This is a genomic window from Orenia metallireducens (genome assembly GCF_003001995.1).
Classification (GTDB): Bacteria; Bacillota; Halanaerobiia; order Halobacteroidales; family Halobacteroidaceae; genus Orenia; species Orenia metallireducens_B.
The window spans coordinates 15,204-38,130 of the sequence record NZ_PVNB01000002.1 but is presented as its reverse complement, the minus strand read 5'-3'; the positions used below and the strand labels follow the sequence as shown (position 1 = coordinate 38,130).

The 22,927-nt window shown below is 31.2% G+C and carries 24 protein-coding genes; 7 read left to right on the top strand and 17 right to left on the bottom strand.

Going from position 1 to position 22,927, the window contains the following annotated elements:
• Positions 1 to 313: 313 nt before the first annotated feature.
• From BX659_RS01710 to BX659_RS01690, 5 genes are all read right to left on the bottom strand, one after another.
• Entirely contained in the window at positions 314 to 853 is a 540-nt protein-coding gene (locus BX659_RS01710; RefSeq protein WP_097016098.1) for a stage V sporulation T C-terminal domain-containing protein, read from the bottom strand.
• A gap of 757 nt (positions 854 to 1,610) precedes the next feature.
• Entirely contained in the window at positions 1,611 to 1,844 is a 234-nt protein-coding gene (locus BX659_RS01705; RefSeq protein WP_097016097.1) for a hypothetical protein, read from the bottom strand.
• Between the two features lie 124 nt (positions 1,845 to 1,968).
• Positions 1,969 to 2,220 (bottom strand): hypothetical protein, encoded by a 252-nt coding sequence (locus tag BX659_RS01700; protein ID WP_253250635.1) that lies wholly within the window; start codon positions 2,218 to 2,220, stop codon positions 1,969 to 1,971.
• A gap of 233 nt (positions 2,221 to 2,453) precedes the next feature.
• Positions 2,454 to 4,301, bottom strand: coding sequence for a hypothetical protein (locus BX659_RS01695; RefSeq protein WP_097016096.1), 1,848 nt, complete (start codon positions 4,299 to 4,301; stop codon positions 2,454 to 2,456).
• Positions 4,302 to 4,646: 345 nt separating this feature from the next.
• A complete protein-coding gene (locus BX659_RS01690) occupies positions 4,647 to 4,952 on the bottom strand; it encodes a hypothetical protein (RefSeq protein WP_097016095.1) in 306 nt (101 codons plus the stop codon).
• A gap of 633 nt (positions 4,953 to 5,585) precedes the next feature.
• Here BX659_RS01690 and BX659_RS19355 point away from each other — a divergent pair.
• Positions 5,586 to 5,711 (top strand): hypothetical protein, encoded by a 126-nt coding sequence (locus BX659_RS19355; RefSeq protein WP_258176088.1) that lies wholly within the window; start codon positions 5,586 to 5,588, stop codon positions 5,709 to 5,711.
• Between the two features lie 37 nt (positions 5,712 to 5,748).
• On the opposite strand, the gene rd is transcribed toward BX659_RS19355, so the two are convergent.
• Positions 5,749 to 5,913 (bottom strand): rubredoxin, encoded by a 165-nt coding sequence (gene rd / locus BX659_RS01685; RefSeq protein WP_097016094.1) that lies wholly within the window; start codon positions 5,911 to 5,913, stop codon positions 5,749 to 5,751.
• Positions 5,914 to 6,123: 210 nt separating this feature from the next.
• Positions 6,124 to 6,507, bottom strand: a complete 384-nt coding sequence (locus BX659_RS01680; RefSeq protein WP_097016093.1) for a PadR family transcriptional regulator — start codon at positions 6,505 to 6,507, stop codon at positions 6,124 to 6,126.
• Between the two features lie 476 nt (positions 6,508 to 6,983).
• Here BX659_RS01680 and BX659_RS01675 point away from each other — a divergent pair, with 476 nt between their 5' ends.
• Together BX659_RS01675 and BX659_RS01670 are read left to right on the top strand one after the other, a co-directional pair.
• The gene (locus tag BX659_RS01675; RefSeq protein WP_097016092.1) at positions 6,984 to 7,250 is read left to right on the top strand and encodes a hypothetical protein; all 267 of its coding nucleotides are present in this window, start codon (positions 6,984 to 6,986) and stop codon (positions 7,248 to 7,250) included.
• A gap of 108 nt (positions 7,251 to 7,358) precedes the next feature.
• On the top strand, positions 7,359 to 7,625 hold the full coding sequence (locus BX659_RS01670) for a hypothetical protein (RefSeq protein ID WP_097016091.1): 267 nt from the start codon (positions 7,359 to 7,361) through the stop codon (positions 7,623 to 7,625).
• 29 nt (positions 7,626 to 7,654) lie between these two features.
• Here BX659_RS01670 and BX659_RS01665 read toward each other — a convergent pair whose 3' ends face one another.
• Positions 7,655 to 8,383, bottom strand: a complete 729-nt coding sequence (locus BX659_RS01665) for a DUF421 domain-containing protein (RefSeq protein WP_097016090.1) — start codon at positions 8,381 to 8,383, stop codon at positions 7,655 to 7,657.
• A gap of 652 nt (positions 8,384 to 9,035) precedes the next feature.
• On the opposite strand from BX659_RS01665, the gene BX659_RS01660 reads away from it, so the two are divergent.
• Entirely contained in the window at positions 9,036 to 10,409 is a 1,374-nt protein-coding gene (locus tag BX659_RS01660; RefSeq protein ID WP_097016089.1) for a hypothetical protein, read from the top strand.
• A gap of 110 nt (positions 10,410 to 10,519) precedes the next feature.
• Here the strand turns inward: BX659_RS01660 and BX659_RS01655 are convergent, their stop codons facing one another.
• From BX659_RS01655 to BX659_RS18885, 3 genes are all read right to left on the bottom strand, one after another.
• Complete coding sequence (locus BX659_RS01655) at positions 10,520 to 11,242, bottom strand: class I SAM-dependent methyltransferase (RefSeq protein WP_097016088.1); 723 nt, start codon at positions 11,240 to 11,242, stop codon at positions 10,520 to 10,522.
• Positions 11,243 to 11,493: 251 nt separating this feature from the next.
• The gene (locus BX659_RS01650; protein WP_097016087.1) at positions 11,494 to 12,267 is read right to left on the bottom strand and encodes a methyl-accepting chemotaxis protein; all 774 of its coding nucleotides are present in this window, start codon (positions 12,265 to 12,267) and stop codon (positions 11,494 to 11,496) included.
• Positions 12,268 to 12,445: 178 nt separating this feature from the next.
• Positions 12,446 to 12,622, bottom strand: a complete 177-nt coding sequence (locus BX659_RS18885; RefSeq protein WP_172431781.1) for a hypothetical protein — start codon at positions 12,620 to 12,622, stop codon at positions 12,446 to 12,448.
• Between the two features lie 250 nt (positions 12,623 to 12,872).
• Between BX659_RS18885 and BX659_RS01645 the strand changes: the two genes are divergently transcribed.
• Complete coding sequence (locus tag BX659_RS01645; protein WP_097016086.1) at positions 12,873 to 13,379, top strand: HD domain-containing protein; 507 nt, start codon at positions 12,873 to 12,875, stop codon at positions 13,377 to 13,379.
• Positions 13,380 to 13,465: 86 nt separating this feature from the next.
• Here BX659_RS01645 and BX659_RS01640 read toward each other — a convergent pair whose 3' ends face one another.
• On the bottom strand, positions 13,466 to 13,798 hold the full coding sequence (locus tag BX659_RS01640) for a LysM peptidoglycan-binding domain-containing protein (RefSeq protein ID WP_097016085.1): 333 nt from the start codon (positions 13,796 to 13,798) through the stop codon (positions 13,466 to 13,468).
• Positions 13,799 to 14,140: 342 nt separating this feature from the next.
• Between BX659_RS01640 and BX659_RS01635 the strand changes: the two genes are divergently transcribed.
• Positions 14,141 to 14,758, top strand: coding sequence for an FxLYD domain-containing protein (locus tag BX659_RS01635; RefSeq protein ID WP_097016084.1), 618 nt, complete (start codon positions 14,141 to 14,143; stop codon positions 14,756 to 14,758).
• Positions 14,759 to 15,064: 306 nt separating this feature from the next.
• Here the strand turns inward: BX659_RS01635 and BX659_RS01630 are convergent, their stop codons facing one another.
• The 5 genes from BX659_RS01630 to BX659_RS01610 all read right to left on the bottom strand — a co-directional run bounded on the left by BX659_RS01630 (position 15,065) and on the right by BX659_RS01610 (position 20,612).
• Positions 15,065 to 16,267: an FprA family A-type flavoprotein gene (locus BX659_RS01630; RefSeq protein WP_097016083.1), complete on the bottom strand. Its 1,203-nt coding sequence runs from the start codon at positions 16,265 to 16,267 to the stop codon at positions 15,065 to 15,067.
• A gap of 330 nt (positions 16,268 to 16,597) precedes the next feature.
• Entirely contained in the window at positions 16,598 to 18,196 is a 1,599-nt protein-coding gene (locus tag BX659_RS01625; RefSeq protein ID WP_097016082.1) for a bacteriohemerythrin, read from the bottom strand.
• A gap of 390 nt (positions 18,197 to 18,586) precedes the next feature.
• Complete coding sequence (locus BX659_RS01620) at positions 18,587 to 18,856, bottom strand: hypothetical protein (protein ID WP_097016081.1); 270 nt, start codon at positions 18,854 to 18,856, stop codon at positions 18,587 to 18,589.
• Between the two features lie 238 nt (positions 18,857 to 19,094).
• Positions 19,095 to 19,520, bottom strand: a complete 426-nt coding sequence (locus BX659_RS01615; protein ID WP_097016080.1) for a flavodoxin — start codon at positions 19,518 to 19,520, stop codon at positions 19,095 to 19,097.
• Positions 19,521 to 19,847: 327 nt separating this feature from the next.
• A complete protein-coding gene (locus tag BX659_RS01610; protein WP_097016079.1) occupies positions 19,848 to 20,612 on the bottom strand; it encodes a DUF438 domain-containing protein in 765 nt (254 codons plus the stop codon).
• 141 nt (positions 20,613 to 20,753) lie between these two features.
• On the opposite strand from BX659_RS01610, the gene cooS reads away from it, so the two are divergent.
• Positions 20,754 to 22,892: an anaerobic carbon-monoxide dehydrogenase catalytic subunit gene (cooS, locus tag BX659_RS01605; RefSeq protein ID WP_097016078.1), complete on the top strand. Its 2,139-nt coding sequence runs from the start codon at positions 20,754 to 20,756 to the stop codon at positions 22,890 to 22,892.
• The last annotated feature ends 35 nt before the right edge of the window (positions 22,893 to 22,927 follow it).

Here is a 22,927-nt window from a genome sequence, read left to right as displayed (position 1 = left end):
AATTAAATTATACATTTTTCATTACAACTTGTCAACAGAATATTCAAATTATTTATAAATTAATTTTTTAATTCTTGATTCAAATGTAACTATATGAATCTGCAATTTGATTTAAATGTGTCCTTATGGGACAGTGATTTAATCAAAGTCTGAGCTTAAATTTAAGCTTGAGTAAATGATAAAACATACTCTTAATGTTCCACTTAGAGTAAAAATCAAAGTAAGTCAACGTGCCTATTAAATTAGGAATTTTATCATAGAAAATTAGTCTTATTAAATAATTATAAGTAAGCGCTAATGCGCTTACTTATAATTATAATCCTAGTTTTTTACTAATTACTTTAGCTGTCACTTCACTAGCTTTAGCTTCAAAATCGCCTAAGTTTTTATCTTGAGATGATAAGATAACAGCACCTAAAATATCACCCTGCTTAATAATTGGTGAAATAAGTACTGATCCTAATTTATCCTCTTTACTTCTAAAATTAGCACAAAGATCCTCATCTTGGGCATTGTCTAAATTTATAGTTTTACGTGATTTCATTGCTTCTTTTACCTTATTACCTACTAAACGTTCATTATACTCTTGTAAATCTGATGAGGTATCTATAATCTTATCTGTATCCGAGATCATTACATTACATCCCGTTGTTTCTAGTAAAGTATCTATATAACCTTCTAAGTTACTTAACTCCCTTACTGGACTGTATTTTTTCAAAATTACAGTATCATTTTGGTCAACATAAATTTCTAGTGTATTACCATTATCAATTTTCATCTCAGTTCTGATCTCTTTGGGTATTACAACTCTACCTAAATTGTCAATTTTGCGGACTATTCCTGTTGCTCTCATTATTGTTACACCTCCTAGTGGTTTCTCGTAAATAGTATATTACTTTTATTTCAATTTTATGCTAAAGTAGATATATTTATTAAATTTGAATAAAGTTAATTAAAGTGTAATTTGCTTTTTTGCTAAAATTAAATTAAATTTTGTTTTATTTCCAACTTTATTCAAATAACATATCTAACGATACACTGTTCTAAAATTTGGATTCAACAACAAATTTCATAGTTCAGGTTAAGAATAACTAAATACTGAATATACTTAATGGCTTTTTGACATTTAATATTTATGACATAATTTTCAATTGAACAAATAAATACCTCCTTTTTTTAATACTTATTTTATCTTTTAACTTTCTAGTGATTTTAAATAGATTAATGTAATTTAGCTTTGTGATGTTCCAAATTCATCACTTTACTTCTTTATTAATATAATCTCCTTAGTAATTAATCTTATTCAATATTAACTAAATTATTCAAATTTATTTTTAATATAGGTAAGCATTACTAGTATTTTATTAAATAAAATAATTTATAATAAATAATAATCACTTTACTTAAGGAGCTGATATGAATAATGGAAAATACTATTAAAAACAATAATCTTATGGAGGAATTAATCGAACAAAAAATAACAGTTAACGAGTACCTAAGTGCATTATTTGATCAGCTAGAGCTTGATAGTAATTGAAAAGATCGATTTTAATTATTTAAAATCTAATAGTTAAATAAAATAAGCCTCTTCAAAGAGGCTTATTTTATTACTAAATTCTTCTATTCTCTTCTAATTGTGCATCTAATAATTCTCTATCAATAGTACTAAAATCAGGTTTTAAATCTATATAACCTTTTTGGGCTAAAATTTGACTAACCTCCGCTATACTTTCACGTTTTTCAGGAGGTAAACTGTTTACAAACTTCCATATTTCTCTCTCTGGAGCATTATACCTAAACTTTACTCCACCATACTTTAAAAAATGTTCTACTTCATTAGCCATATTATCCCCTCCTAAAAATATTCTCCCCAGCAATTAAGTTTTAATTCTAGGTAAAATCTAATGAAATTTTAAAAAATTAGCTTATAAGACCAGGATAATATTGGTTGATTTTACTAAGCTATAATTACAAATCACTTTCTCCTAATTCCCGTTCATATGTAATATAGTACTGTAAATTTCTAATAATAGAATTTATTAGCTCTTCATCACTTAAATCTTCTAATGTGTTATCTTGATTAGGGTCATCAATATAACTCAACCCATCCCCTTCTACAACAGCATTCAACCTATCTACCAGTGCCTCAACTCTAATCTCATTAAAAACATCAGGTGATGACTTAATTTGATTGATAAGCTCCCCCTTAAAATCCATCATTATCCATCTCCTTCTTTTTAGTTATATGTATTAAATTTAAAGTGTACTGTGGCTCATAAAAACTAGCTAATGATATTATTCCCTAAAATAGTTATTAGTTATGTATCAAAATAAAAATTTCATTCCAATAACTTCAAGCTAATTTTCTATAAATAATGGCTTTTAATGAAGTAGTTGATAGATATCTGTTAATGAAAAAAGTCTACTCAATTGAGTAGACTTTTAAATAAATACTATTTATTTTTCTTAATTAAAACTATACCTATTTGATTATTCAAGCTATCCTCAGGTAGCTTTAAATTAAGTCCTTCCTGAGCATTAAGCTTAATATAATAGACTCCTTCTCCTAAAATTTGTCCTTCTACAAACTTAGGCATTTGATTTAAATTAAAGGAGTTGTATTTATAAATATCGTTATTGACAGTAGCTAAATTATCAGCAATATTAGCTGTCATCCAATTTAAGTATATCTTATTGAAAGCTAACCCTGTATAACCTTCAATTACTTTAACTGGATCTTGAGAGCTTAACATAATTTCTTCCATTAACCCTGCTCCATATTGTTCTAATAGATAGTCAGCAAATAATGAAGCAGCTCCAGAAAACGGGATACTACCATCATGGTTTAACACACTTACTTCAGTAGTATTGTTTAAATATCCAAAGTCTTCATCATATACCCATCCATTACCTCTTTGCTTAGACCATCCTTTAGCTTCATAATCGATATAACCAGTAACTCTTTGTGCCAATTGAGCTAACCCTTGGTCGATCCAAGCATCATTAGCTATACGATTAGCCTTTGCTTTATCCAAGAAGAATACTAGGTGTTGATATTGATGAGCCATAGAGGTTAATAAAGTATTGATACTCCTATCAGCATTTAGATAGAAGATTAACTCTTGGTTACCATGAGCATATAAATCTGCTGGATCAAAGTATCCTGTTACAGGTAAATCATTGAAATCAGTTAATAATACTACAACCTTGTCTATTGTTTTATCTCTAGTCAATGTAGGATAAATTACATTATCAAACTCATCAGTTATTTCATCTAACTTCTCTAAATCAATATCTTTATTATTATCAACAAAAAGATAAATATGTTCTCCTACTCCCATTAAAGTAGCATTTACCTTATCTGCCTTAACATCATTAGATATTTTAAACTCCTTTTGATCACCTAAATTATAATCTGCTGTAGTAAATGCAAAGTTATCTCCATATCTTTTTACAAGATCATTTCCTTTCTTTCTTACATCATATTCAATCTTAGATAGTCTATCAATCTCATTACTTAAATCAAATTCTGGCTGTGAATAATTTGAATTTAAATAAGAAACTCCTAAGATTAACTCTTCATTATCTTTTAGATTCTTCAATTCTTCTGATATTTTTTCTATGTTTCTAGAAAAATCTTCTTCATTCTCAATAATAAGCTGTTTTACTTCTCCTCCTAAAAGATATACTGCAAGCTCTTCTTGCTCTTCTTTAAGGTTTAAATTTTTAACAAGCTTATCATAGCCCTCTTTAACTACTTCTAGAGTATACTCTCCTGCTGTTAAATCTTCAAAATAAAGCTCTTCTCCTTCTTCTTTAGCTACTATTTGGTTATCTTTCTTTAAAACTACCTCTGCATCTAATTCATTATTGTTTACATCAAATAAGCTTAAAGTTAGATCAACCTTCTCTATAATATCTTCCTTAGTTTCTACTACTTCTTCTTTAGGCTCTTCTTTAACTTCTGCTACTTCTTCATCCTTATTGTTTTCTGGAATATTAGTAGAATCATCCTTTTTAATCTCTACTAAATTAATCTCCTTAATTTCATTGCTCTCTTGTAAAACTACTTGTCCTTGATAATCCTCATAACCCTCAGCACTGGCTACTAAGGTATACTCTCCAACAGGCTTATCCTTAAATTGGACATTCTCTCCAATTTGGGTTTCGCTTCTACCTTCCCTACTAATCGTTACCTCAGCCTCAGTATTAAGTTTTACATTTAATGTAGAGAGCTTACTCTTACACCCTGTAATACTTAATGCTACTAATAATAATAGTACTAGAAATCTTTTCTTCATTAATTCTCCCCCTTTTTTTTAATCTATTTAATAATATTAAGTATAATTTACTTGACCAATCTTATTTTATTGCATAGATTTGACAAGTAAATATATTTTTTGATGATAATCTACTCATTACTATTTATAGTATATCTTAATGATAACAGAATGACAAATAAAAATAAAGGAGCACAGTAAGATTCTGTACCCCTTTATTAACAATTATATCATATTATTTTAAAGAAGATGACGATTTATTAATTATACAAACTTTTAGCCTCTTAATAATTAACTATTCAGCCTAATATCTCTTAACTATAAATTTAATTTTTGAGGGAGGAGCAGGAGTCATATAGCTCCCCTTTAATGATCTCTATCTAAAAAATTCAAGAAATTAATTATATTGTCCTGAGATTGATTGATTGCTAAATCATTATTAGCAGTTGATAAAAAGTTCATTACCTCATCACGCCCTGCCTTATAGCGTTCTTTGATAGTATTTTCAAAGATATCATCAAAGACTGCTTTTATCATAAGCATCTCTAGGCTATTAAAACCATGATTTTCCTTCTCTTTTTCATCAAAGACATTTAACATACAATGGGCTACCTTAAGGCAATAATCCGCATCAACTAGTCCATTAGCTCTATTCTCTTGGCTCAATCTCATTTATAATTCCCCCCTCAAAGCTATTATTTGTAATACTAAGGATTTATATTTTAAATAATTCAAATAAAAACAGATATCATTACGCAACCATCTTTATTAGGGATAACTGGCAGATTATAAGAATAAATCTATCATTCAAAATATTTCCATTAACAATTTAGCTCCTAATGTATATTATGTATTGAAAACGCAAGAAAAGCATTGTCTAAATAAGCTTTAAGTAAAATTCACTTACTAAAAGGAGGGATACATAATGGGTCTTTACGATGATAATATGATGATCATCTTCTTAATTCTCATCTTATTACTTCTTGGCGGAGATATGGGAATCAAGTATTAAGTAATTATTAATAATTAATCTCTATTATAACATTTAAAGGAGGGATATCCAGTGGGTGAATATGGTGAAAATAATATGTTATTTATCTTTTTAATTCTTATTTTACTACTTTTTAGCGGAGATATGGGAATGAAGTATTAGACTATTATTAATCTAACTTCTAAAGGAGGTGTACATAATGGGATTATATGATGATAATATGATGATTATTTTCCTAATTCTTATCTTATTACTGCTTGGTGGAGATATGGGACTAAAATACTAATTTAAAATTTAATAAAGGAGGAACTCTTATGGGATTATATGGTGGTAACCTACTTTGGCTTATTATACTACTACTTCTACCATTATTCTTCGGTGGTAGTACAGAACTCAAGCCTGGTTTAAAGCCAGGAGTTAAACCAGGCATTAAATATTAAAGCAAAAAGCTGGTCAATTGACCAGCTTTTTTCATTATTAGTCTTCAATTTTTTCAAACATATCCTTACTTACACCACACAATGGACATTCCCAATCATCTGGAATATCCTCAAAAGCAGTTCCTGGAGCAATACCGCTATCTGGATCTCCTTCTTCAGGATTATAAACATAACCACACACTGTACATTCATATTTAGCCATAGTTATCTCCTCCTTATATAATCTCTTAATCTTTATTGTAATCATTCTTTCCTATTTTTATTAATATAAAAATAATTACCACCCAATATTTTTATGTATATCTACAAATAATACTGTAATTATCTAAATATTAATAAATTAAAATAGGATTTAATAGAAATGATTACTAATAGTCATTATAATCTATTTAGCTATCCTTGTCAAGATATACTAGATTTGTCCATCATAAATCTCATCGATGGCGGTATTGACAATCTTTAAAGCATCTTGAAAGGAGCTCTTATACTTAATCTTCATCTTATCTAAATGTTTGGCACCCTTCTCTGTAATCCGATAATAGCGGATTGACCTCTTGTCAGGCTCATCCCACCATGCCTTTAAATAACCCTCTTCTTCCATCTCCCTTAATAAAGGATAGACCATTCCTCGTGAAGGTTTCCACCTTGTTCCCATCTGTTCATTAATTGTATCCAATATTTTTTGACCGTACATCTTGCCATATTTATCGACCAAATGTAATATATATATTGATGTAAAGGCAGTTGTACTAATTTTAGCTGGGAATTGACGATTTAACTTTCCTTTATAATCCATTTTTTCACCCCTTTTTTATAATAATTATTATGTTCATAAATGACCAGTTTATAACAAACCTCTACTCTATAAGTTAGCTAATAATTTAATAATTCCTGCAAATATATCCATTTCACTTTAGAATAAACTTTAAATTTAGGTGTTTATATAATACGCCATATAATGATATTACGAGAATTTGAGACTAAATCTAAGATTAAGCTTGGCTAAAAGATATGGTTTTAATGCTTTACTTAGGTTTATCCTTAATTTTAAGCTTAAAATGTCCTAATATACAACTGAATTTCACGTTGTAATTTAATATCTATAAACAAAATTTTATTTGGTTGATATTAACATAATTAACCTATATCAGGTTAAAAACAGGTTGAAATCAGATATATTCGAGAAAAATAATTCATTTAGTTGATTTTTATGATAAGTTTATATAAAATGTAGAATGTTCTGTTTAATAAGTACATAAGGAGGAACTAGTTATGTGGATTAAAAAGAGAGTATCAAAATATCGTTTTGCGAAGGTAAGAACTTATCAGGAGGCTTTAGAGAAGACTACCAATATTCTAAAGAATAAATTTGGTGATAATAAGGTCTTTTTATCAGAAGAGGAGGATAAACAAGGTAATAAACATTTCTTTTTAAAAGCAAATCTTAAGAAAGAAGAAGCAGAAAAATTTAATACCATTTATAATGAACTTACTTCTATCTTCTTCTCTGGAAGAGTAAACCAACCTATTGAGTTTTAAACAAAGTCCTTTCATTTTTGAAAGGACTTTTTTGCTGTTATTTTTTACTTATTATAAAGGGCTTAGCTAAAGACCAAACTATAAGAAAAGATAAAGGAGGATGAATAGATGGCTCAAGGACCTAAAGAAAAGCATTATAACCATGAAGCTAGTGATAATCCTGAGGGTGCTGGAAATGATTTTGTTCATGCTAAAAACATCTTAGAACAAGAACTTGGTTCTACTCAAGAACCCGAAGATATTCCAAAGGGATATGTAGGTACCCATAGTATGCCTGCATTATTTGGCTGGATAAGCCAAGAGTATCAAAGACAGATTGCTGATGATTTAGTAGAGATGGGCAAGAGCATTGAACCAAAAACCAAGAAAAAATAACTCTATTTAGAATAGACCAATTAATTGGTCTATTCTTCAACTTCACTGATATCTACAGTATCTCTTCCTAAATTATCCTCCCTTAAATCAAAGTAAATACTCTTATCAATAGGGTTATAGCTTGCTAAAACTATCTCTTTTATAGTATTAATATTATTCTCCTTTAACTTAACCTTTAGCCATTCTTTACTCAGTCCATGCTGCTTTAAATTAGGGATTATTACTTCTCCATCTATAACTAATTCACTACAAATTCCTTCTTCTTGCCCCGGTAGCTTTAAATCTCTAGGTGTAATAGACTTCTTATCAGCATTGGCTAAAACACTTAACTTCCCATCGGTCTCTAAAATAGCAAAATGGGCATCTCTAATATCAAAGATATTATTCTTTCTTAATTCTGAAAGCAGATCTTCTATATTAAATCTCGTCTTTCTCATATTACCCTCTAATACCTTACCTTGATGTACTAGGATTGTTGCTTCACCCTCTATAATCTTCCTTGCTCCTCTATTCTTTAAAGCGATATACTGCATTAAGAAGGTCAACAGTGCAAACAAGAACAATCCAATAAAATGTTGCCAAGTTCTTTGATTCAAATCACTTGCCATATTACCAGCTATAGAACCAAAGGTAATCCCATTAATATAGTCATAAAAGGTCAATTCTCCAATCTGTTTCTTTCCAATTATCCGTGCAAAAAAGAAGGTTCCATAAAAAGCTAGTACAGTTTGTAAAATAACCTCTATTACTGTTCCCATTTTTGAGTTTCTCCTAAGTATTTATTATCTACCACTAGGATAAACTAAAATAAGAAGATTTATTAATTAAAAATCAATAACTGTAGACCCTATTGCCATACCTTTTAGCAAATGAAACTTTATATAGAAAGTGCGACACTTTTTAATAGCCACTAGCTACTGGCTACTAGCCTCTAGCTTTATAAGTTCTTAGCTAATAGCAGATTTATCACGGAGGGTTTATGATTTTCAAACCCGTAGGAGAGGCCAGAAACTAGTAGCTAAGCTGTCTCAATATCCCCATATAGCCTTATATTTCTAAAATCACGAACCTATAATAAATCTATCCCATAAAACTTTTGAACCTATCTTTAAGGAGGAACAATTGATGTCTTTAACTATTCAAGCTATATTGACTATACTATTTATTGTAATTGGCTTTGCTATTTTATATTATCTTTCTAAAAAGGAGATGCTCTAATAAAGATTATAAATTCTTCAGCTTAACAAAGACCCCACTAAAAATTAGTGGGGTCTTTGTTAAGCATATTTTAAATGTTAATAGAGATTCTAGCTGTTGCTTACTATAATTAAAATAGAATATATCAAAATAGCTATGCATAAATATATATCATAACTTCACCTACTTGTGAATAGTAAAGGAGGCAATTATATGAAATTAATAGAGTATCTAAAGAAGAGTTCTCCCAAATTACTAGATGAAATTGCCAATAATCATAATATCTATTACGCACCAACATTCTCAAAAAACTGGTTAAGCAATCAGTTAAAGAATAAATTATCTGATCATAGCTACTTTCAAAAACTAATAAGTACAGAACTATCACCACAAGCAACTAAGGTCTTAAAGACTCTAAGCTCTACAGACTCCCTTAATAAAAAAGGGGTTAAATTTAATGTATATCAGCAATTGAATCAATTGGGATTAATTTATGAAGGAAAGGGTTTTTATTACTTGCCACAGGATCTAAAGGAAATTATAGAGGAGAACCTTAAAGTAAAGAAATCTTCTGTAAATGTCAAAGAACAGATTAGAGAAGCTGATACTAGCTCCAAACTTCTTAATCGAGAAGATACTAATAAAGACCTTATAAGTAAAGATGATAATAAACTAGTTAAAAGGGATATCAAAATGAAGGTGCCTGAATTATTAAATCAAAGTATCTCAGTGGACAAAAAGCCTGATATCAATTTCTTTATCTATACAGTCTTGCTCTTAGGTTATGCTCACAAGTTATCTGAGAATAGTAATATTAGCAATAAGGATATACAGAATAAACTATTTTCTTATCTCAATGAAATCAACTTAACTGATTTTAACACCGAAGAACTCTTAGATTATATATTAGATTATAGCCATAAACGCAGGTTAATCTCTCTAAATAACCTTAAGTTAAGAAATAACTTTAATAGATGGTTAAATACAGATTATTCAGAAAAGATTCTAGATTTTCTAGAACTCTTCTTCCCTCATAATGTCAGAAGGATAAGAGAAATAGTCGCAGTCTTAATTCATTATCCCTTAAATAAAGAGATTCCTATAAACTTTATCGTAGAAGAATTGAATTTTGACATCGAGGAAAAAGGAAATTTATTGAATTTATTGAATATATTTAATATAAGAGATAATAATCTAAGTTTGACCCCTTTTTGTTGGAGAGTATTTAGTAATAGATTGACACAAAATTCTAAAGAGATTCATATTATAGAGGAAGAGGTAATTATCAATCCAGAGCTTGATTTAACTAAACTATGGATTATATCACAAGCTGCTTCATTAATAGAGATTAATGACAATCTAAAGTTCAAATTAGATGAAGGAGGTTATCTGATGAGTAAGAATTTAGAAAGAAAATATCCAAACTTGAAGGAACTGAGGTTAAAAAGACTGAAAGGGGAATATCAGAACGTCTCAGATGAAGAATGGAAAGAGATGCTAAACAGATTCAAACTAGAACATAATATTACTGGTAATGAGAGTTTAAGAATCGATTTGGCTTATAGTACTCTTCATTATCCTATCTAAAATTGAGTCTAAGTTTAAACTCAAGTACTAATAGAACTTAACTTTAATTTTGGACTCAATTATAATTGAAGATTTATTCAAAGCTAAAGGAGAAATTTCTCCTTTAGCTTTTATTTATCTGCTACTATCACCAAAGGAAAGGAGTCTAGGCTCTGATATTGACTATAATTAAAATCACCATAAAATTTAACTCTACTAAACCCTGCCTCTAACAATAGCTCCTTTAATAAATCTGACTTTAAAGGATAAAGTAAAACTGAATTTTCAAACTCCCCTCTAGGAGTAGTCAGGCGAGTTTGAAAGTCCACCTTCCCCTCCTTAAACTCATAATTTCTAATCAATTCTACAATAGAATCAGTGGCTGTTATAGTCGGAAGACTCTTAATCTCTTTAGCTAGGACTCTATCATAATTAACAATCTGTAAGATCAATTTACCATCTTGCTTCAATAAACCATAACTTTTATTTATCAGCTCTCTTATCTCCTCTTGATTATCTAGATGTACTAAGGAATTGCCTATACAACTGATCAGATCAAAACTTTCCTGGGAATATAAGCTATCTATATTGAGCATATCATCTACTCTAAAATCTATCTTGACCTTTTGCTCATAAGCCTTCTCCTTAGCTAAATTGACCATCTCTCCACTCAAATCAAGAGCTGAAAGCTGATATCCTTCCTTAGCCAAGGCTATAGCATAATTTCCTGTTCCAGTAGCCAAGTCTAAAATTTTTCCGTTATCTGGGAGATGATCCATTATAAATTTCAGCTTCCCCTCCTTTAAAGGGAAGATATAATCATAGTATCGACTGAACTCTTCATAAAATTTCATCTTAACACCCCTCTATAATTTAATTTTCTAGCTTTTAGCTGTTAATAACTATTTTAAGTATTAGACTACTTTTTTATCAATTATGTACTAAATTAATAGCAAAATTAATTTAATAATATAGAAATCTTATCAGACTTTTTTTGATCTTTGATAGGTAGTTGGCTTTGACCTAAGCAACTACCTACCTACTTACTATCCCTCAACTTTAATTTAATAATAACAGATAAAGAAAGTATTTACTGTGATTAGGATCAATTTAACAGTCCTATAATATTATTTCCTAAATCCAAATGCTCTTCTCCAGCCTCATTAATCCTACCCACCATCATAAAAATACCATCTATCAATTCAACTACATTAGTAAAATGACTTTCTAGCTGCCAAGCTACCCTATGGTTCTTATTCATATGTAAATCAAGTTCCTTGATTCCACCTTTAGCTTCAGCTAATTGTTTATATATCTCTCTAGTGCTATCAATAATCTCTTTCAACAAATCACCTGTTCTTAAGGATAAGTTCTTAACCTCTTTAGCTACAACTGAAAAACCTGCTCCTGATTGCTCTGCTCGCGCAGCTTCGATAGTAGCATTTAAGGCTAACATATTGGTCTGGTCAGCAATCTTTTTAATCTGCTCTACGAATTTAGAAATATTGTTAATCTCACCATGTAGTTGATTAAACACCTTATGGAAATCATCTAACCTCAGCATCGAACCCTTTAAATCATCTTTCATACTCTTTATAATCTCTTCTTCAACCCTATTCTCCTCTAAAACTAGAGCTGCTTTATTATTGATCTGATTGACCTTGCCAATTATCCATCTATCCTCTTCTTCCATCTTTTCTACTTGATTTTTCAGATTATCCTTATAATCATCAACCTTATTTTGAATGTTCTCCTGTTGAACTAACTTATCTTTTAGAAGCTCAAGCTCCTTATCTTTAGCATCTAACTCAGACCTTAAAATTATTTTTTCTGATTCTAATCTTTTGATTTCTGCTTTTAACTTACCCCTTCCTAGCATCTTAGCCATCTCCTTTATCTTATAGACTTATAAATTTATATAATTCTGAGTTGTTTACTTGGTTTTATTCTATAAAAAAAAAGACGTGCTGTCAAGATGCTTGTCATTATTTTAGATAATTTAGTAGATAAATATAAAATTGATTAATTTTTATACCTTGTCTTAAACAATAAATACTTTAGAGAGACAAAACTCTAATCTCATATTTGATAGTAGGAATAGTGGTCTTTGCTAACTGGAGATCATCTAAAAAATCATAGCTTTTCTTCAACTTTAAAGGAACTATTTTCTTTAATTCTTCTTTCTTATAAGTAAATAGGCTATCTCCTATTCTAGCTTCATGATAGATTATCACTTCTGTCCACTCCTCTATAGTTATTTTGAAATTTATTCAATATTAGATATTAAGAGAGCTTTATCTTGATATTTAGAATAAACTCTCACTTCTTCTATCTATAACTACATATTTGAATTTTATTCTAAAGTTGGATGACTATAATATTTATTTATATGTGAAGTATATCATAGATATTACCAATAATCTCAGTTATAATTAATATAAATAACCTGTTTAAAGTAAGTCTTAAATCAAGGAGGCTAGATTAATGTTCAAAAAAGAATTAATTAACAGGATGAAAGATTATTTTGGCAATGATCAGCGCAGAATAGACCATGCTTTGCAAGTAACTGATTATGCTGAAAGGTTGATTGACTTATACCAAGGAGCTGACATTAATTCAGAGGTAATTATCTACTCTGCTATCTTACATGACATCGGTATTCACCAAGCTGAAAAGAAGTACAATAGTGTTGCTGGTAAGTATCAAGAACTAGAAGGTCCACCTATTGCTAAAGAGATACTTATGGACTTCAATATTGATCAAGAGATAATAGATGAAGTCTGTCAGATCATCGGTCATCATCACTCTCCTAGAGCTATTAAGACCAATAACTTCCAACTACTTTATGATGCTGATTGGTTGGTCAATTTACCTGATGAGTATGATTTAAAAAATAGCAATAAGCCTTTAACAGAGCTTATAGATAAGCTTTATCTAAGTGATGTCGGTAAGGACTTAGCTAAGAAACTATTTATCAAATCATCTTCTTAAATGCTATTTAAAAATCCATTTCAGTAAATTTACTGAAATGGATTTTTAAGTTATCTCTAAGTATTTTGGATAAAAAAGATTATTATTTAACGTAAAGAAGTTGGAACTACTAATTGTTGTCCAGTATAAATTAGATTAGGATTCTCTAAATAATTAAACTCTACAATAGTATCTACTTGTGTCCCATACTTTCTAGCTATTGAATGGAGGCTATCACCAGGTCTTATTGTATAAATTATAGCCTCTGGAGGAGATTGCGGGATGATAAGAACTTCTCCTGGATAGATAGTATCTTGCTTAGAGATAGGATTAAAGGCCACTATATTAGAAACAGTTGTATTATACCTACGAGCAATTGCAAAGAGGGTATCACCACCCTTAACAATATAGCTAAAGGTTCCTAAGGGAGCAGTAGGCATTCTATTCACTCCTTCCTAAAGTGATTCCGATTATAATCTATACTATTCAATTTAAGAAGGATTAGATACTATAAAATCTATTTTTAAACAGATGATAACTGCGTAGTGAGTGGATTTTGCTACAAAAGGTCTTGTTTAGGGGTGCCACAAGGGATAGCATCTGAGATTTTATCTACTTTTTTACAAGTATCACAATATACCATAATATCTAGTTTAATCTTAAATAAAGCAATAGATCCGAATAAAATATTTAGCATTATAAAACAGGAGATTTAAAAACAAAACTGAAATGATATTATGGGAAGTAAATGATTCTAACTAATTTTTCAAGGAGGATATATGATGAAAAGAAGAGTTATTATTTATTTATCTTTAGCCCTATTAGTGGCTAGTTTGACTGTTTTTGCCCAGGGATTTTTTGTAATTAAATCAGATAACACCAAGCTTATGGCTCGACCTCAGGGTAAGAGCATCACTACACTATCAGAAGGGACTGAGGTTAAAGTAATCGAATCTAGTGGTAAATGGAGCAAAGTACAGATAGAAGGTTGGGTTTTAACGGATTCAATTGTAGATCTTACCGCTTCAAAAGAAGAACCTATAATAAAAAAAGATAAACCTGCTAATAAAGAAGATAATAGCACAGCTAACAAAATTAAAAATGAAGAAACTAAAGCAAAGAAAACTGAAGTAACTAATAGTAGCTTTATCTATGATAAGATCAAGCTAACTAGATCCTTTGGCTATACTAGAGTTCAAGGAGAAATAACCAATTATTCTGGTATTTATTTAAAGGAAGCTAAATTTAAAATTACTTTATATGACTCAAATAATGAGCTAATTGGAACTGGCTATAGTAGAATTAAGAAATTATCAGCAAATGAAACTCGTTCCTTTGCTACTTCTATCGATTGTGACCCAACTCAAGTCAAAAATTATAGGATAGAGTTTCAAAAATAGCTAAACAACTATGCCTGTAATAATCTATTATTAGAATATTCTCTTTAGATAATGGTAACCATAATAATAACTCGAAAGGGGGATATTATGAATCTCAAATCTATCTTCAAAATGAAGAAAAGGTTTGACCAAATGCTATTAGCTAAAGACCCTGAATTATTCTATTCTAAGATAGTGGCTTTAGCTACTGGAGCTTTTGTAATAGGCAGACTAACTAAAAAATAGTTTCTTTACAATGTAATACCTTCTTTCAAGTAAGAAAAAGGCAGGGATATCCCTGCCTTTTTAAAATCAATATATTCTCTCTTAACTAACAGACTCTTTTATTTTTTTAGCAATCTCTACTCCAAATTCATAACAACTTCTTAATTGATTTTTATCAGGAATATATACAACCTCTAAGGGCTCACCTATCAACTCAATCTTGGCTCTTTCTAATCTTTCAACAATTCTTTTGGTTGCACCTCCGCGCCAACCATATGATCCAAAGACTGCCCCAAGCTTATTTTTAAATCTCAGCCCTTCTAATTCTTCCAATAAAGGTACTAATTCAGGAATTATCACATTATTAATAGTGGAAGAACCAATAATAATTGCCTTAGCATCAAGAAATTCCTTAATAATATCATTCTTATCAGACTTAGATTTGCGATAAAAATGAACTTCTATACCTTGGTCTATTAAGCCATCAGCAATCTTTTTCGCCATTAACTCTGTACTATCCCACATGGTTTCATAGACAATAATTGCTTTTTCCTTTGTCTTTCCTTCAGCCCATTCTAGATACTTTTCAATTATTTTATTTGGTTCTTTGCGCCAAATAATCCCATGAGCAGGTGCAATCATATCTATTTCAAGATTCATTTCCTGTACTTCTTTTAACTTTTTAAGTAAAATACTACTAAAAGGAGTTAATATATTGGCAAAATACTTCTTAGATTCATTCATAATCAAGCAATCATCTACTTGGTCATCATATAATTGAGAGGTACAAAGATGCATTCCAAAGGCATCATTAGATAATAATAGCTTTTCCTCTGGAATATATGTAAACATGCTATCAGGCCAATGTAACATTTGTGCATTAACAAAAGCTAAATTCCTTCTTCCAATATTAACTGTATCTCCTGTATTGACTATTTTGAAATTGTATCCATCTCCATAATGCTCAACAATCCCCTCTTTACCTTTAGGTGAGCAGATTACAGTGATATCATCTCTTAATCTCTCCATCGTTCTAGGAAAGGATGAAGAGTGATCTGGCTCAACATGGTTAACAACATAATAATCAATCTCTTTAAAATCAATAACCTCTTCAATGTGTTCAAAAAATCTATCGATAAAGGGTTTATATACTCCATCAACTAATAGATTCTTCTCATCCTTAATAATATAACTATTATAGGTAGTACCTTGATGGGTACTGTAGGCTGGACCATGAAACCACCTAAGATTCCAGTCCCTTGCTCCAACCCAATAAATACCTTCTTTGATTTGAAAAGTTGACATTAAAAACACCTCTGCTCTGCTTATTTTCTTAAGCATAGTTTAACCTAAATTTCCTGTAATATACAAATAAATCTTTAAAATGATTTTTCCACAGCTTTTCACAGCAATGTGTAAAATTGAAATTAAATTTTAACAAGTTAATGCAACATTTCAAGTCTAAGATTAAGCTCAAAATTAATTAAATTATAAAAATACTATTTTAATGATTTACTTAGACTTATGCTTATAAAAGTATAGCAATATACCCATATAGTCTTATATTTAAATTAAATCAAGATAAAAAAACCTACCTTATTTAAGGTAGGTTTCAATTAAATAAATATCTATTAATTATGACTTCTGACTATCCTTAATATGTTTAGCCAACTTCTGATCTTCTCTCTTAATATGTTCAATCAACCAGCCTGTTACCATCTTATTTAGCTTCATTAATGAAGTTACCTTTACATTAGAATGTTTATAATCTGCGATAACCTCTTTGACCTTATTTTCAAATTTATGATGTATACCCTTATGATTCTCATAATCAGGATACTCATACTTTCGTTGTATCTCTTCCTCTTCTCTAAAGTGCTTATCAATATAGTCTGCCAAGAAATCCATTACTTCTTCAATATCCTTTTCACTGCTTTGATTCTTGTAAGCATCTAACAGATAATTTGCCCTTTCAAAGATACCCTTATGCTGCTCATCAATCTTCTCTACTCCAACCTTATATTTATCACTCCACTTGGTCACAGCCACCTTATCTTCTAAAACAAAGCTAGAGACTAAAGATTTCAAATCATTTGCCTTATTCTGAAGCTCATTAGATGAATTATTAATCTCTTGAGACATATTGTCTATATCCTTGGCTGCTACAACCAAAGCTTCACTATCATTAGCGAGATCTTGAGCTCCATAAGCAATCTGTTCAATCTGAATTGTGGTCTCTTCACTGGCCTCTTCTATCTGAGTAAATATCTGGTTAGTATTCTCTGTAATAGATTGACCTTCTTGGGTCTTCTCTTCTACCTCTTTAATAGCCTCAATTACCTGCTTGGAGTTCATTCTGGTATTATCAATCAGCCTCTTAACATTAACAGTAGCCTTAGTAGTCTCTTCAGCTAACTCTCTAATCTCTTCTGCTACCACTGTAAAGCCTTGACCATGCTCCCCTGCTCTAGCAGCCTCTATTGCTGCATTTAAGGCCAACAGATTTGTTTGGTCGGCAACATTAGTAATCAACTCTATAATACCACCTATCTCTTCACTATTGCTATTTAACTCCTTGATTAGGTCAACAGTTGCTTTAACCTTTTGATTAATCTCTTCCATCATACTAACTGTCTTTACCATGTTCTCTTTACCAGATTGGGTCTGAGCTGTAGATTCTTCAGCAAAGCTGGTTACCTCTTCCCCACTAGCAGATACCTCCTGGATACTAGCAGACATACTCTCAATTAGTTGGTTGGTTGTCTCTATAGCTGCATTACCTTCCTCAGTACTAGCTGATAAGATCTCACTATATAATAATAAGCTCTCTGCATCCTCTAATATCTTATTCACCAAAACACTCTGCTCTTTAACACTCTTATTGAAAGCCTGATAAAGCACTCCAAACTCATCCTGCTTCTCAACATCTAATCTAATAGTTAAATCCCCTGTAGCTAACTGCTTTAACCCAAAGGTAACTTTAGCCAAGCCTTTGCTTATATAATTAGAAAGTCTTAGCATAATAACAGTAAGTAATACAGATATAACGATAAATGTAATTACTATAGCAGTTAAGACCTCCATCTTAAGCCCTGCTAAATCAACATTTTTTTCTTCTAGAAAATTATTAAACTGCAAGTTCACTACTATTCCAATACTCAATAATGTAACAATTAATCCTAAAATTATACTTAATAAGATTTTGTCTTTGATCTTTAACTTATTAAAATACATACCATCCCACCTTTTTAATTTAAGTTTTATCTTAATTCAATTAAGAGTTATCTATAATATTGACCTAATTATATCCAAATTCCTGCAAAATCTCTGTTATTTAGCTCACATTTTTTATTTAATAATTATCTCAATTACTAAAATAACTTCTTATAAAAATTAGATACTGACTGGACTTAGTAATTTTAAATCTTAAAGATCTGAATTAATTCTTGTAAGTCCTGAGCCATTTTAGTCAATTCCTGAGCAGAATTAGCTACTTCACTAGACATATTTACTATATCTTGAGAAGAACTCATTAATTGCTCACTGCTTTCTGCCAAGCTTTGCGCAGATAATGTTGTTTGCTCAATTTTAGTAGAAGTTTCTATACTATATTCTCTAATACTTTCAAAGCTTTGATTTGATTAACTCTTTAGATTTTGCTTGAGCTTCCTTCTGGCTTAAACTCCCTTGTTTCTCTAACTTATGATAGTACTCTAGTATTCCTAAATTAGATTCTACAAGCTCCTTTAATTTAGACCTCTTCTCTTCATATAATTTCTCCTTCATAAAGGAATAACTAGATAAAGAAATTCCAATTATACTCAATAAGACTATTAGTAATATAGAAATAAGTAATTTAAGTTTAATACTTTTCATATCTTTAAATAACTTCAAAATAGCACCTACTTTCTTTTAGAGAAATTTATATTTATTATTGAGTTAGCTACTCTAATTCCTATCAAAAATATATTCCATACCTTTTTGTACTATTATGTATTATATTTCGACAAAGAAAAATTAACTCCTCTTGGTTATCTATAGTATTTTTCTCTGATTTTTTGAATAAACTGGTATATAACTAATAAAGAGATAGCTAGATTGCAATCTAGCTATCTCTTTATTAGTTATATTATTACAAATTTTCTACCCAATTTTCCACCTGCTTCTCAGCTTCAGTATTTATATCTCCATCCCATTTAAAACCTTCTGCTAAAACATTTACTCCTAAATCTTTTAATTTATCCTCTAATATATCTACAGCTCCACAAAATTCTGGAAAAGATTCATCTCCAGTTCCAAAGACTGCTCCCTGTTTAGCTGATAAGTCAACCTCATCTAAATTATCATAGAATTCATAAAAATCTTCTTGCAACTCTCCTGAACCCCAAGTTGATGAACCCAACAAAATTAAATCAAATTCTTTAAGCATCTCCACCTCTGCCTTAATTACATTAATTCGTTTAACCTCATATTTGTCTGTAAGTACACCTTCTACTATCTCTGACAACTCCTCAGTATTTCCCGTAGTTGAACCATAAACAATAATCGCTTTTGTCATATGTATCTCCTCCCTTTTTAAATACAGTGACAGGTGACCAGTAACGAGTGACAAGTAAAATAATAATCATTATCAAATCTCTTTACTCTTCCTGCCAGTTCTGCGAACTCTTCGTGCGGAGATATAAAGTTTCATATTTTTGAGAAACTTTATGATCACGGAGAGTTTTTTGAAACTCGCAGGGGAAAAATTCCCGATCTAATTTTTCCTATCTTAATTCTTTGACTATACATCTTATTTATAGCTACATTCTTCAATCCTTAACTTTAGCTCAAAGATTTCTCCCTACGAGTTCTGCCAACTCTTCGTGATGGAAAAATTCCCGATCTAATTTTTCCTATCCACTCTTATTGGTGTAAAGGAACAATAACCAATTTCATCACTATTTCTTTTAATCTCTTCCCATCTATCCTCTGGAATTACCTCTTTAGCTGTTGGATATAGAATGTAATTCTCTTTAAAGATATGGTCTCTTAGTGTTAAAATCAAATACTCTGCCTGCTGATTTAACTCTTCTCTAAAATCATCAAAATCTATCCCTTCCACATGTTGAGCTAAATAGTCAATCCTCTCTTTTCTAGGCCAAAGGTCTTCATGCTCCATCTTCATAATTCTTGTTGGTCCTGTAACCCCTGTCTGGTCTACCTCTGGAAATAAGGCTTCTTCCTCCCGCTTATGGTGATTCTCTGTCTCTAATAATAGGTAGGCTATCTCCTTTAATTCATCAAAAATAAAGTTATTAGTATCATAACTATCTAGCTTCTGAATTGCTCGATTTACTTCTTCTAACCTAGTTAAGACCTTTAATATCTCATCATGCTCAGCAATTAAAATCTGTAAAGGATGACCAACTTCTACTTCGGCTTTTAATGCTGTTAGCTCTTCTGCCATTGCTTCAATATGTGCTTCACATAAGTGGCGTAATTCTGTCTCTGGCAAGCCCTCATTAATTAGCTCCTGCTCTGCTTCAGATAACTCTTTAGGGCTAATTCTTTCTAGTAATGCCCTAGCTTCTTCTTTTACTTCTGCAATATTCTCTCCTGAATTCAATCTTAGCAATAACTCTTTTAACTCCACTTTATTTCTGCTCATCAATATCCCTCCTTTAAATAATCATCTATCTAAAATTTGATTTTTCAAAAATAATTCTTTCTTTGTATATTCATTATAACTTTAATTAATACTATCAGTATGTGATTTCAATCAAATTTTCAAAAAAGGGGAGGTTTTTTAATGTCAGATCAAGATGTAAAGAATTCTTATGAACGAAGTGCTAAGAGAATGCAAGGTAAATCCCAAGCCGATAAGACTATCGGTTCCCAATTATCAAATAAAGACTATAATGACCCTGAAACCCATGGAGATATTCACAATAATGTAAAAGTAGATTATAATGATTTTGAAAAGTCACCTTCGATGGAAGAGGTACATAAATGGCAGAGAGAACATATTGCAAAGGATGACCAAGGTAAAGATGGGTATCCAATGAATGTTATTATTGACCCTGCGATGAGAGAGATGTATCAAGTGGTCAATAAAGCAGAGATGACAAATGTCTTTGACCGTTTTAGTGAACAACAACCGATTCAATGTAAATTTTGTGTAGAGGGACTTTCTTGCCAATTATGTGCTAACGGTCCTTGCCGTATCCATCCTAAAGCCCCTCGTGGAACCTGTGGTGTTGATGCTCATACTATGGTTGCTAGAAACTTCATGTATCGCCATGTTACTATCGGTACCTCAGCCAACATCTTCCATGCCCAGCAAGCTGCTAGAACTCTAAAAGCTGCTGGTGAGCATCCTGAGAGTGGATTAAAGATTCGTGATCCAGAAAAATTGAAGAAGTATGCTGAAATGGCAGGACTGGACTCAAATAAATCTATTGAAGAGCTAGCCGTTTCCTTTGCTAATTGGGTTATAGATGATATCCACAGCCCTTATCATATTGAATCTAAAGCTGTAGAAGCCTTTGCTCCTGCTAAACGTAAAAAGCTATGGAGAGAGCTTGGACTATTCCCAGGTGGTGGATATAGTGAGGTTGCTTATTCTCAGACTCAGTGTATGACCAACTTCAACTCTGACCCAATTGAGTTCTTATTGAGATCTGTTCGTTTAGGAGTTGCCAATGAATATCAAGGGTTATTCCTATTGGATATTCTCCAAGAAATCCTGATGGGTACTCAAGAGATAACTAAGAAGAAACAGAATATGGGTCTTTTAGATGAGAATATGATTAACATTGTAACAAATGGTCATATGCCCTTACTTTCTCATGTTGCAATTGATCTTGCTTCTAGTGAGCAGTGGCAACAAAAGGCCAAAGATGCTGGTGCAGAAGGTATTCAAATTCTTGGTCATGTCTGTGAAGGACAACAACTGATGAACTATGAAGGTACCCATAACCAAGCAGGATACGGAGGACAAGAAGGGGAATGGTTGAGCCAAGAATATCTATTGGCAACTGGTGTAGTAGATATGTTCATGTTCGACTATAACTGTACTGTGCCTACTATGCCACTCTTTGCTAAAAAATTCGGTACTAAATTATTAAGTACCCACCCTGTAATTAAGTTACAAGGAACTGAAACTTTAGACTTTGTTCCAGAAAAGATGAAAGAACAAGCAGAAAAAGCCTTAGAAAAAGCAATTGAATCCTTTAAAGAACGTAAACAATCTAATAAAGAAACTTATATCCCACCACATACTTCTGACTGTATGGTTGGATTCAGTACAGAATCGGTCAAAGAAGCCCTTGGTGGGGACTTTAAACCACTAATTGACCAGATTGCCAATGGTAATATCAGAGGTATCGCTACTATTGTAGGATGTACTACTGCTCGCTATGGTCAAGGTGGAAGTAATATCTTTAAGATTACTAAAGGATTGATTGAGAATAATATCCTAGTTCTGTCTGGTGGATGTACTTCTGCTGTGATGGAATATACAGGATTAACTGATCCTAAAGCTGCTAAGGAATGTGGTGATGGATTAAAAGCTGTCTGTGAACAGTTGGGTATTCCACCTGTATTGAGTTATGGTGCTTGTGTCGATATCGGTAAGATGACTCAAACTGCCAAGGAGATTGCTGATACCTTAGAGGTAGATACTAATAAACTACCATTAGTTATTGGTGCACCAGAGTATCTTGAACAGAAGGCCGTTGCTGATGCTTGTACTGCTATTGCACTTGGTTGGTTGGTACATGTTGCTCCAGTACCTTCTATTACAGGTAGTGATGTAGTAGTTAAGACTCTTACTGAGACTACAGAAACTCTTGGATTAGGTAAGGTAGTAGTAGAGATGGATGCTGAAAAGACAGTCCAAATCTATGTAGATCATATTGAGAAGAAAAGAAAAGAGTTAGGACTATAAAGAAGAAAAGAAGTGGAGAATCATCTCCACTTCTT